We start from the raw sequence: 11,120 nt of genomic DNA on the forward strand, positions 1-11,120 counted from the left end.
CGCGCGGGTAGCCTGGAACGGTGATCCTCGGCATCGACACCTCGCTCGGCACGGCTCTGGCCGTCGTCGAGCTCGACGGGGTCGTGCGCGCGGCCGCCGCCAGCGCCAACCCGCTCGCGCACGCCGAGGTGATCGGCGACCTTCTCGAGCGCGTGCTCGGCGAGGCGACGCTGGGCCCCGTGGGCGCCACGACCGCCGCGCAGCCGATCGCCGTCACGCATGTGGCCGCGGGCATGGGGCCCGGGCCGTTCACAGGTCTGCGCGTCGGCATCGCCGCGGCGACCGCGTTCGCGCTGGCCCGGGGCGTGCCGGTGATCCCCGTCGCCAGCCATGACGCCGTTGCGCTCGAGGTGCTGCTGGCCGACGCGATCGCGGGGGAGGAGACCCCGCGATTCGCCGTCGTCACCGACGCCCGCCGCCGCGAGTTCGCCTACTCGGTCTACGACGGTCTCGACGACGACGGGCTGCCGGTGCGCACGGCGGGCCCCGCCCTCGTGCCGCGCGATGACCTCGACGCACGCCTGGGCGAGCTCGGCGCCCGCCGCCACGACGCTGCGGCCGTGCCCGCGCAGATGCTCGCCCTCGTCGCCGCCCGCGCGATCGCGGCGGGCCGCGAGGTCGCGGGATCGGAGCCGCTGTACCTGCGCTCGCCGGACGTGTCGGTGCCGGCGCCGCGCAAGAAGGTCGGCGCATGACCCTGCGCGCGGCCCACGTCGACGACCTCGACGCGATCATGGCGCTCGAGCGCGCGTCGTTTCCCACCGACGCCTGGAGCGAGACGCTGATGCGCGGCGAGCTCGCCTCGCCGCACAGTCGCTACTTCGCGCTCGAAGAGCAAGGCCGCCTCGTCGGCTATGCGGGGCTGCGCGCCCCCGACGGGGCGAAGGATGCCGACGTGCAGACCATCGCGATCGCCGAGGACGCCCGGGGGCGCGGATACGGCAGGGCGCTCCTGCGGGCTCTGCTGGACGAGGCGGTGACGCGTCGCGTCGCCGAGGTCTTCCTCGAGGTGCGGGCGGACAACCCCACGGCCCAGGCGCTGTACGTCTCGGAGGGCTTCACCGAGCTCGGCCGGCGGCCCGCGTACTACCAGCCCGACGGTGTGGACGCCGTTGTGATGCGACTGGACCTGCGGGCCTGGGCCGCCACCGGCGCCGCGACCGACCCGTCCGCAGCCGCCGCCCCCGCCCCTGCCGACCCCGAAAGGGACCACTCGTGAACCGCGACGACCCGCTGGTGCTCGGCATCGAGACCAGCTGCGACGAGACCGGCATCGGCATCGTGCGCGGCCGGCACCTGCTCAGCAACACCATCGCCAGCTCGATGGACGAGCACGCCCGCTACGGCGGCGTCGTCCCCGAGATCGCCGCGCGCGCCCACCTCGAGGCGCTGCAGCCGGCCATCGAGCGGGCGCTCGCCGAGGCCTCAGCCGCCGAGGGACGCCCTGTCACCCTCGCCGACCTCGACGCGGTCGCCGTCACCAGCGGCCCGGGCCTGGCCGGTGCCCTCATGGTCGGGATCGGGGCCGCGAAGGCGCTCGCCGTGGGTCTGGGAAAGCCGCTCTACGCCGTGAACCACCTCGTCGGCCACATCGCCGCCGACCTGCTCACCGGTGACGCGGTGGAGTACCCCACGGTCGCCCTGCTGGTCAGCGGCGGGCACACGTCCCTGCTGCTGGTGCGCGATCTCACGACCGACGTCGAGATGCTGGGGGAGACCGTCGACGACGCCGCCGGCGAGGCGTTCGACAAGGTGGCGCGCATCCTCGGGCTCCCCTATCCCGGCGGCCCTGAGATCGACCGGGCGGCGGCCGACGGCGATCCGGACGCGATCCGGTTCCCGCGGGGGATGTCCCGCGCGTCCGACATGGCAGACCACCGCTACGACTTCTCGTTCTCGGGCCTGAAGACCGCCGTCGCCCGCTGGATCGAGCAGCGCGAGGCGGCGGGGGAGCCCGTGCCCACCGCCGACGTCGCGGCATCCTTCCGCGAAGCCGTCGTCGACGTGCTCGTCACGAAGGCGCTCGATGCCTGCGCCCGTCACGACGTCCCCCGCCTGCTGCTGGGCGGCGGCGTCATCGCCAACCGGCGGCTGCGGGAGGTCGCGCTGGCCCGCGCCGCCGAGGCGGGGGTGACGGTGCGCATTCCGCCGCTGAGCCTCTGCACCGACAACGGCGCGATGATCGCCGGGCTCGCCGCCGAGCTGATCAGCGCGGGCCGGCCACCCTCGTCGCTGGCGTTCGGCGCCGACTCGACGCTTCCCGTCACCGAGATCCAGGTCGCCGAGGAGGTGCCGGCGTGAGCGACGAGCGACTGGATGCCGCAGGGCCCCCGCCTGCCGCACCGCCACTGCGGCCGCGGCCGCGTCCTCGGGTCGAGGAGCCCTCTCCCGACGTGGTGGCCGCAGACGAGGCGCCGCGCCTGCCCGGCGAGCACCGCGGCGGCTTCCAGCGGCTCCCCACTGCGCCGGTCGAGGTCGACGTCGCCGACGGCATGAACCAGGCCGAGCGCGAGGCGCTGAGCGACACCGGTGCGGTCTATGCCTGGATCGAGCCGCAGCGCCCCGTCGTGGGGATCGCGGCGTGGGCACTGGGGTTCGCGATCGTGGGCCTCGTGATCTCGTGGTTCGTCGGGTGGGGCTTTCCCATCGGCGTTGGCGCCGCCGTGACCGCGGTCATCGCGCTGCGCCGACCCCTCGAGAGCCGCTCCATCGCGCTGTGGGCGCTCGTGCTCGCGCTGCTCTCGGTGCTGTACAGCGCCGGATGGCTCGTCTGGGCCGCCAACACCGCGAACATCTTCGCCTGACGCCGCGATCCAGACAGTCTGAATCGGCGCTTCCGGTCGCCCGGCGCCGAGCCCGCAGCCCTCGCGCTCAGTTCACGCGGTCGGCGAGGAGTGCCAGCCTGCTGCTGCCGACACGGGTGAGCAGCAGCGTCGCCGATCCGCTCCCTGAGAGCTTGAGCTTGGTGCGCAGCACGGCGGGGTCGACGTCGACGCCGCGCTTCTTGATCTCGAGCGTGCCGATGTCCCGCTGGCGAAGGGCCTTGGCGAGACCCTTCACATCGGCGGGCAGTCGCTCGCGCACCTTGAAGGTCGACACGAACGGGCTCGTGAGCGCCGCGTCGCCGGTGAGATAGGCGATGCCCGGTGCCAGCATGCCGGCCTCGAGTCGACGCGCGACCTCGCCGATGAGGCGGGCGCGGATGACGGCGCCGTCGGGCTCGTGCACGTAGGTGCCGAGCGGACGCACCGGCTCGTCCGGGGTGTCCGCCGCCGCGGTCAGTTCGTGGGCCGAGTCGCCACGGATCACCAGGGCGGCCCGATGCACACCGGTGCGGGCGAGGGGCCCCGTCCACACGACCAGCTCGATGGTCGATCCATCGACGCTGATCCACTGCGCTTCTGCGCGGGACGGCAGCAGCGAACGGTCGAAGGCGGGGCCGAGTTTGATGCCGGCCGGCGTGCGCTCTCCGAGGTGGAAGACCCACTCCAACGGTGGCGACCACTCGGCGGCGCCCACGCGCGTCGTCTCGGTGTGCCCGGGGGTGCGCCGGGCGGGATCGAGCCAGACGGCATCGACCGAGGGGGAGTCGAACTGCTCGGCTCGGGCGTGGTGCACACGCACCTGCCGGCCGAAGGGGGCGAGGTTGTACGCGGCGATCGCGGCGGTGACCTCGTCGGCCTCGACGGCCTCTACCTCGAGGCCCAGCGCGGCCAGCCCCAGCGCGTCACCGCCGATGCCGCAGCCGAGGTCGGCGACGCGGGAGAATCCGGCATCGCGGAAGCGGCCCGCGTGCCGGGCGGCGACCGATAGTCGCGTTGCCTGCTCGAGCCCCGCGCGGGTGAACAGCATGCGCTCGGCGAACTCGCCGAACTTCGCCTCGGCCTTCACCCGCAGCCGTGCCTGCCCGACGACCGCCGCGACGAGTTCGGGGGAGTGGCCTGCGGCGCGCAGCCGTGAGACGGCCGCCGCGGCTTCGTCTGTCGTGCGGATGCCGCCGGTCGCATCCAGCAGCCGCAGCCCTTCCGGGGTCAGCAACGCGGTCAGTTCGGCGAGCTCCATCCCCTCAGCCTACGGCGACGGCTCGAGCAGGCCCGGTCGGTCGCGGGAGGTCACAGGGCTGGCACTCGCGTTGCGTGAGTGCCAGCGCGCCTCTACACTGGCGTTAGCACTCTCAACAGGTGGGTGCTAACGAGTCTTCAGTTCTAAGAAAGAGGTAGACCGTGTCGGTTTCCATCAAGCCGCTCGAGGACCGCATCGTCATCAAGCAGGTCGAGGCCGAGCAGACGACCGCCAGCGGGCTGGTCATTCCTGACACCGCGAAGGAGAAGCCCCAGGAGGGCGAGGTCGTCGCCGTGGGCCCCGGTCGCATCGACGACAACGGCAACCGCATTCCGCTCGACGTCGCCGTCGGCGATCGCGTGATCTACAGCAAGTACGGCGGGACCGAGGTCAAGTTCGGTGGCGACGAGCTGCTGGTGCTCTCGGCACGCGACGTGCTGGCGGTCGTCGTCCGCTGAGACGCGACTTCTCACGAAGGACCCGGATGCCTGGCATCCGGGTCCTTCGTCGTTCAGCGGCTCTAGGCTGAGCCGGTGACGAGCCCCTCCCACGACCCCGCCCGCGAACGCGTGCTCGGCGGGGTCTACGCGTTCTGCGCGTACTTCCTCTGGGGCTTCATGCCCCTGTACTTCCTCGTGCTGGCCCCCACCGGCCCGTGGGAGGTCGTGTCGTGGCGGGTGACGCTGTCGTTCGTCTTCTGCCTGCTGCTGCTGACGGTGACGCGGTCGTGGCCGAAGATCATCGCCATCGTCCGTCAGCCGCGACTGCTGCTGTGGACGGCGGCGGCCGGCGCCCTGATCTACGTCAACTGGCAGGTGTTCCTCATCGCCACGCTCACCGGTCACGTGCTGGAGTCGAGCCTCGGCTACTTCATCAACCCCATCGTGACGGTGCTGCTGGGCGTGCTGGTGCTGCGCGAGCGGCTGCGCGTGACGCAGTGGGTGGCCCTCGGCGTCGCCGCGGCTGCGGTGCTGGTCATCGTCGTGGGGTACGGCACGTTCCCCTGGATCGCGCTCACCCTTGCGGCCTCGTTCGGCGTCTACGGGCTGGTGAAGAAGCAGATCGGCCCGTCGGTGGATGCCGTGAGCGGCCTGACCCTGGAGTCGTTCTGGCTGCTGCCGGTCGCGATCGTGCAGCTGGTGGTCGTCGGCGCCACCACCGGAATCACGATGGCCACCGCCGGGGTCGGACACGCGGTGCTGCTGGCGCTGGCGGGGGTCGTCACCGCCGTCCCGCTGCTGTTCTTCGCCGCCGGCGCCCGGCGGGCTCCGCTGACGGTCATGGGCCTGCTGCAGTTCGTCGCCCCCATCCTGCAGTTCGCGATCGGGGTGTGGCTGGGGGAGGACATGCCCCCCGAGCGCTGGGCCGGCTTCGCCCTGGTGTGGGTGGCGCTGGTCCTCCTCACCGCCGACTCGCTCCGTTACGCCCGGCGGACGCGCAGCGGTGCGGTGGAGCCGGGTTCGGTCCTCTGACCGGCCAGTAACGATTGGGTCGCGAAACACACCGTTAACAGATCGCAACATCGCCGACGTCATGCCCGCACTAGGTTGGTCACCAATCGCGCGCGGCTCCCGGCCTTGCGCAGCACCCGATTCAGCAAGGAGCACCATGAGCGTCTTCACACGTTCACGCGCGTCGAAAGTCCTGGGCGCCATCGCCCTGGTCGGCGCCAGCGCACTCGTCCTGTCAGGCTGCACCGGCGGCGGCGGCGACGCGGACACCCCCGAAGAGACCGGCGAAGCGGCGGGGTTCGACTTCCCCATCAACTGTGATGAGGCCGCGCCCGCGGACTACGTCCCGGAGTACGCGTCGACTTCGACCGGACCCGGCACGGACCTGACCTACAAGATCGGCACGGCACTGCCCGTCACCGGCAACCTGGCCTTCCTCGGCCCGCCCGAGATCGCGGCGACGGAGTTCGCGGCATCCCAGATCAACGCCGCCGGCAAGGGCATCACGATCGACCTCCTCCAGGGCGACTCCGGCGACACCGACAACAAGGCGTATGAGACGGAGATCCCGCGACTGCTGGGAGAAGGCGCGACGGCCATCGTCGGCGCCGCATCGTCGGGCACGTCGCTGCAGTTCGTCGACCAGGTCATCGCCGCCGGCGCGATCCAGTTCTCGCCGGCCAACACCTCTGCGGCGTTCACCGGCTACGAGGACAACGGTCTGTACTGGCGCACCGCCCCCTCGGACGTGCTCCAGGGCGAGGTGCTCGGCAACCTGATCGCCGCCGACGGCAACGAGACCCTCGGCATGATCGTCCTGAACGACGCGTACGGCACGGGCCTTGCGTGCTTCACGAAGGAGGCGTTCGAAAGCGCCGGCGGCGAGGTCGTTGCGGCGCAGCTCTACAACACCGGCGACGCGAACTTCTCGGCGCAGATCGACGAGGTGCTCGCTGCCAGCCCCGACGCGATCGCCCTGATCACGTTCGAGGAGGTCACCACGATGATCCCCGAGCTGGTCGGCGCCGACTTCCCGGCCGAGGGCCTCTACTTCGTCGACGGCAACCTCTCCAACTTCGGTGAGGAGTTCGAGACGGGCACGCTCGCCGGCGCCAAGGGAACCTACCCCGCGGTCGACCCCGAGACGATCACCACCTTCCGTGACGAGCTGCAGGCCTTCTGGACGGGCGAGGGACAGCCCGAGCTGAAGGACTTCACCTACGCGCCGGAGTCGTATGACGCCGTCGTGCTGCTGGCCCTCGCCGCGCTGCAGGCCGGCTCCACGGCCGGTCCCGACGTCGCGGCGAACCTGCAGTCCGTCTCGGGCGCCGACGGTGGCACCGCGTGCTCGACCTTCGCCGAGTGCGCCGACCTCATCATCGCCGGGGAGGTCGCCGACTACGAAGGCGTCTCGGGGCCGATCACCTTCGACGAGGTGGGCGACCCGACCGAGGCGACGATCGGCGTCTTCCAGTTCGGCGAGGACAACAACTACGAGTTCCTCAACCTCGGCTGACACAGCGACGCGAAAGGCCCCGGCTCACGAAGAGCCGGGGCCTTTCCCGTGCCGCGGCCACGGGGAGCCGTGATCGCGGCCGAGGAGGTCAGGTTCCGAGCGTCCCCAGGTACAGACCGATGACCTTCGGGTCGTTCAGCAGCTCGCGGCCGGTGCCGGTGTAGGCATCGCGCCCCTGATCCAGCACGTATCCGCGGTCGCAGATCTGCAGGCAGCGGCGGGCGTTCTGCTCCACCATGATCGTCGTCACGCCGGCCTTGTTGATCTCCGACACCCGAAGGAAGGCCTCGTCCTGCCGGGAGGGCGACAGGCCCGCCGACGGCTCGTCCAGCAGCAGGACGTGCGGGTCCATCATGAGAGCGCGTCCCATCGCGACCATCTGGCGCTCGCCGCCCGAGAGGGAGCCTGCCCGCTGCTGCAGACGCTTGGCGAGATCGGGGAAGATCGACGCGACGAACTCGGTGCGCTCGGCGACCGCCTTGGGCCGCTGGTAGCCGCCCATCTGCAGGTTCTCGGCGATCGTCAGGCTCGGGAAGACGTTGTTGTTCTGCGGCACGAACCCGACGCCCTTGGCGACGAGCTTGTTCGCGCGCAGGCCCGTGATGTCCTCGCCGTTGAGCGTGACCGAGCCCGAGCGCACCTTCACCTGGCCGAAGATCGCCTTCAGCATGGTCGATTTGCCCGCACCGTTGGGGCCGATGATGCCGACCAGTTCGCCCTTGGCGGCGGTCAGGTTCGCACCGTTGAGGATGTTCACTCCCGGGAGATATCCGGCGTGCACATCGATGATCTCGACGACGTTCTCGCTCACTTGCCGTCCTCCGGCTTCTTCGGTGCGGACTCGGCTGTGCCCTCCGCCTCGATCACGTGATCGAGCTCGTGCACGGTCTCGAGGAGCTCCTGCGCCTCGGCTGTCAGCTCTCCCTGGTAGCGGCCGGTGACCACTCCCAGGTCCACATCCTGGTGGGCGCCGAGATAGGCGTCGATGACGGCGGGGTCTCGCATGACGGTGTCAGGGGGACCCTCCGCCACGACCTTGCCCTCGGCCATCACCACGACCCAGTCGGCGATGTGGCGCACCATGTGCATGTCGTGCTCGACGAACACGACCGTCATGCCCAGGTCCTTGAGGTCGAGGATGTGGTCCAGCAGCGACTGCGTGAGCGCCGGGTTGACGCCGGCCATCGGCTCATCGAGCATCACCAGCACCGGGTCGCTCATGAGTGCGCGCGCCATCTCGAGCAGCTTGCGCTGGCCACCGGACAGGCTCGCGGCGAAGTCGGTCTCTTTGTCGTCGAGCTTGAACCGCGCCAGCAGGCCGCGTGCCTTCTCGTCGATGGCCGCCTCCTGCTTGCGCCAGAGGAACGGCAGGATGCCGGCGAGCATGCGCTCCCCGGTCTGTCCCGGGGCGCCCAGCTTCATGTTCTCCAGCACCGTGAGCAGTCCCAGCGACTTCGTCAGCTGGAACGTGCGCACCTGACCCATCCGGGCCGTCTTGTACGCCGGGATGCCGGCCAGCGAGGTGCCGTCGAAGGACCAGTTGCCGGAGTTGGGTTTGTCGAAGCCGGTGAGCAGGTTGAACAGCGTGGTCTTGCCGGCGCCGTTGGGGCCGATGAGCGCCGTGATCGCCCCGCGGGGGATCTCCAGGTGCTCGACGTCGACGGCGGTGAGGCCGCCGAAGACGCGGCGGACATCGTCCATGACGATGATGGGGTCGACCTTCTCGACCCCGGGACGGATCTCGCCCTTGTGCAGGCCGGTCGCCTTCGGGCGCGGCGTGGGCGGCTGTACCTCACCGGACAAAGGTCAACTCCTTCTTGCTTCCGAGGATGCCCTGCGGGCGGAAGATGACGAGCAGCATGAGCGCCACGCCCACCAGCACGAACACCAGCATCTGGCTCTGCTCGGTGGTGAGGAACGGCAGCCAGCCGATGTTGACGAGAGCCGGGAGCAGGTTGGACAGGAACGCCCGGACCACCCAGAACAGCACGGCCCCCAGAACGGGACCGAAGATCGTGGCCGCACCGCCCAGCAGCAGCGCCGTCCACACGTAGAACGTCTGCGACGTGACGTACACGTTCGGGTTGACGTTGGTTCCCATCGCGGTGATGATGCCGCCGGCCGCGATGATGACGCCGCCGACGATGAGGGCCTGCATCTTGAACGCGAACACGTTCTTGCCCAGCGATCGCACGGCATCCTCGTCCTCACGGATGCCGCGGACCACCCGCCCCCAGGGGCTGCGCATGAGCAGCCACACGAGCGTCACCACGATCGCGATGGTGATGATGCCGACGATGATCACCCACCACTGGTCGGACTGGTAGGTCCACGGCCCGAATCCCCACCGGCCCGGCGGGAGCGGGTTGCTCGCCCGGAAGCCCGATTGGAAACCCGACAGGCCGTCTGCCGAGCCGGTCTGGCTGCGGAAGGCGGAGGTGAGAAAGAGCAGCCGCAGCACTTCGGCGGCGGCGATCGTGACGATGGCGAGGTAGTCCCCGCGCAGGCGCAGCGTGGGAAGACCCAGGATCAGCGCGAAGATCACCGCGGCGACGAGACCGATGAGCACGGCGAGGGGCCACGGCATCCCGAACGTGCTGATCGAGATCGCGAAGCCGTATGCGCCGATGGCCATGAATCCCGCGACGCCCATGTTGAGCAGCCCCGCGAAGCCGAAGTGCACCGAGAGCCCGATGGCGGCCAGCACATAGCCGAGCGTTGCCGGGGCGAGGATCTGCGCGGCGGTGTTGGAGAGGATCTGCAGGAAGTCCACGATGCGCTACCCGATTCTCTCTCGGCGCCCCAGGAGGCCCTGTGGGCGGAACAGCAGGATGACGATCAGCACGACGAGGGCGCCGACGTATTTGAGGTCGGAGGGGATCCAGAGCGTCGAGATCTCGACGAGAAGCCCCACGATGATGGCGCCCACCAGCGCCCCGAATGCCGTCCCCAGCCCGCCGAGGGTGACGGCGGCGAAGATCAGCAGCAGGATGCTGGTTCCCATGTCCCACCGGATGCCGGGGCGGAAGTACGCCCACAGCACGCCGGACAGCCCAGCCAGGGCGGCGGCGACCACCCACACCACGCGGACGACCGCGTCGACATCGATGCCGCTCGCTGCCGCCAGCGACGGATTGTCGGACACGGCGCGGGTCGCGCGGCCGATCCGGGTTCGCATGAGCCACCAGGCGAACACGCCGATCACGACGATCGAGACGGCCATGCTGATGACATCGGTGATCGTCAGGCGGATGGGTCCGAGGCCCGGGATGATCGACGTGGAACCGCCGGGCAGCTGCTGCGTGCCGCCGCCGGCGAACATCTGGAAGACGTAGCGCAGCGCGAGCGAGAGGCCGATCGAGACGATCATCAGCTGCACCGTGCCCAGGCCCCGTCTTCGCAACGGCCGCCAGAGTCCGGCATCCATCGTCAGGCCGAACAGGGCCGAGACGATCACCGCCAGAGGGATCGCGATCCAGATCGGCACGTCCAGCCCCACGGAGAAGAGCAGGGCGACCAGGGCACCGAAGGTGACCATCTCGCCGTGGGCGAAGTTGGACAGGCCGGTCGTGCCGAACACCAGCGACAGGCCGATGGCGGCCAGTCCCAGCATGAGACCGAAGTTCAGTCCGTTCACCGCGCGGGATGCCAGCTGATCCCAGAAGCCCACCGTCTGGCGCTCCGCCGCGCCGAGGGTGAAGTTTCGCGTGACGGTGCTCCCCGCGCCGAACTCCACCTCGGCCGAGGATGCGAAGCCCTCGGGCACCTCGACGCTCGAGGGGAGGCTGTCCTCATCGAGCTCGACGGTGTAGGCGACGTCCTTGCTGGGCACGCCGATGCGGAAGGTGCCGTTCTCCTCCGTCTCGGCTTCGGCCTCGAAGCCGCCGCCGGTGACGATGACCGTGGCTCCTTCGATCGGCTCGCCGGCGGCGCGCACGTTGCCGGCGATGGTGAACGGCAGATCCTCGGTGTCGTCGGCGGCCGCCATGGCGGCGGGGGCGGACAGGCCGAGGAGCACGACCGCGGCGAGCAGCCCGGCGATCAACGAGGCGACAGCGCGCCACGGACGACGGTCAGTGCGCGACATCGGG

Annotated in this window: 12 protein-coding genes; 7 read left to right on the forward strand and 5 right to left on the reverse strand. The window is 70.4% G+C overall.

The genetic code is table 11. The features are described 5' to 3' along the window. The first annotated feature begins 20 nt into the window (after positions 1-20). Genes tsaB through QNO21_RS02140 form a run of 4 tightly spaced genes read left to right on the forward strand, consistent with a single transcriptional unit; the run spans position 21 to position 2,804 of the window. Entirely contained in the window at positions 21-695 is a 675-nt protein-coding gene (tsaB, locus tag QNO21_RS02125) for a tRNA (adenosine(37)-N6)-threonylcarbamoyltransferase complex dimerization subunit type 1 TsaB (RefSeq protein ID WP_257519681.1), read from the forward strand. Beyond that, entirely contained in the window at positions 692-1,219 is a 528-nt protein-coding gene (gene rimI / locus QNO21_RS02130; protein WP_257519680.1) for a ribosomal protein S18-alanine N-acetyltransferase, read from the forward strand. The genes tsaB and rimI overlap by 4 nt, the downstream gene beginning before the upstream one ends. Next, positions 1,216-2,301: a tRNA (adenosine(37)-N6)-threonylcarbamoyltransferase complex transferase subunit TsaD gene (gene tsaD, locus QNO21_RS02135; RefSeq protein WP_257519679.1), complete on the forward strand. Its 1,086-nt coding sequence runs from the start codon at positions 1,216-1,218 to the stop codon at positions 2,299-2,301. Before rimI ends, tsaD begins: the two co-directional genes overlap by 4 nt. Then, a complete protein-coding gene (locus QNO21_RS02140; RefSeq protein ID WP_257519678.1) occupies positions 2,298-2,804 on the forward strand; it encodes a hypothetical protein in 507 nt (168 codons plus the stop codon). The genes tsaD and QNO21_RS02140 overlap by 4 nt, the downstream gene beginning before the upstream one ends. Before the next feature lie 67 nt (positions 2,805-2,871). Here QNO21_RS02140 and QNO21_RS02145 read toward each other — a convergent pair whose 3' ends face one another. After that, on the reverse strand, positions 2,872-4,062 hold the full coding sequence (locus tag QNO21_RS02145) for a class I SAM-dependent methyltransferase (protein ID WP_257519677.1): 1,191 nt from the start codon (positions 4,060-4,062) through the stop codon (positions 2,872-2,874). Positions 4,063-4,223: 161 nt separating this feature from the next. On the opposite strand from QNO21_RS02145, the gene groES reads away from it, so the two are divergent. From groES to QNO21_RS02160, 3 genes are all read left to right on the forward strand, one after another. Then, positions 4,224-4,520 carry a co-chaperone GroES gene (gene groES / locus QNO21_RS02150; RefSeq protein ID WP_191719721.1) on the forward strand — a complete coding sequence of 99 codons (297 nt, stop codon included), beginning with the start codon at positions 4,224-4,226 and terminating at the stop codon, positions 4,518-4,520. Between the two features lie 75 nt (positions 4,521-4,595). Continuing rightward, complete coding sequence (gene rarD, locus QNO21_RS02155; protein ID WP_257519676.1) at positions 4,596-5,534, forward strand: EamA family transporter RarD; 939 nt, start codon at positions 4,596-4,598, stop codon at positions 5,532-5,534. A 136-nt stretch (positions 5,535-5,670) separates the two neighbouring features. Further along, complete coding sequence (locus QNO21_RS02160; RefSeq protein WP_257519675.1) at positions 5,671-7,029, forward strand: ABC transporter substrate-binding protein; 1,359 nt, start codon at positions 5,671-5,673, stop codon at positions 7,027-7,029. Positions 7,030-7,117: 88 nt separating this feature from the next. Here QNO21_RS02160 and QNO21_RS02165 read toward each other — a convergent pair whose 3' ends face one another. The 4 genes from QNO21_RS02165 to QNO21_RS02180 are packed head-to-tail and all read right to left on the reverse strand — an operon-like array spanning position 7,118 to position 11,116. Continuing rightward, positions 7,118-7,840, reverse strand: a complete 723-nt coding sequence (locus tag QNO21_RS02165; protein WP_257519674.1) for an ABC transporter ATP-binding protein — start codon at positions 7,838-7,840, stop codon at positions 7,118-7,120. Continuing rightward, entirely contained in the window at positions 7,837-8,832 is a 996-nt protein-coding gene (locus QNO21_RS02170) for an ABC transporter ATP-binding protein (protein ID WP_257519673.1), read from the reverse strand. Before QNO21_RS02170 ends, QNO21_RS02165 begins: the two co-directional genes overlap by 4 nt. Next, the gene (locus QNO21_RS02175) at positions 8,822-9,802 is read right to left on the reverse strand and encodes a branched-chain amino acid ABC transporter permease (RefSeq protein WP_257514920.1); all 981 of its coding nucleotides are present in this window, start codon (positions 9,800-9,802) and stop codon (positions 8,822-8,824) included. Before QNO21_RS02175 ends, QNO21_RS02170 begins: the two co-directional genes overlap by 11 nt. Before the next feature lie 6 nt (positions 9,803-9,808). Further along, positions 9,809-11,116, reverse strand: coding sequence for a branched-chain amino acid ABC transporter permease (locus QNO21_RS02180; RefSeq protein ID WP_257514921.1), 1,308 nt, complete (start codon positions 11,114-11,116; stop codon positions 9,809-9,811). Positions 11,117-11,120 lie beyond the last annotated feature (4 nt).

Origin of the sequence: Microbacterium sp. zg-Y818, assembly GCF_030246905.1 — a bacterium.
Lineage (GTDB): Bacteria > Actinomycetota > Actinomycetes > Actinomycetales > Microbacteriaceae > Microbacterium.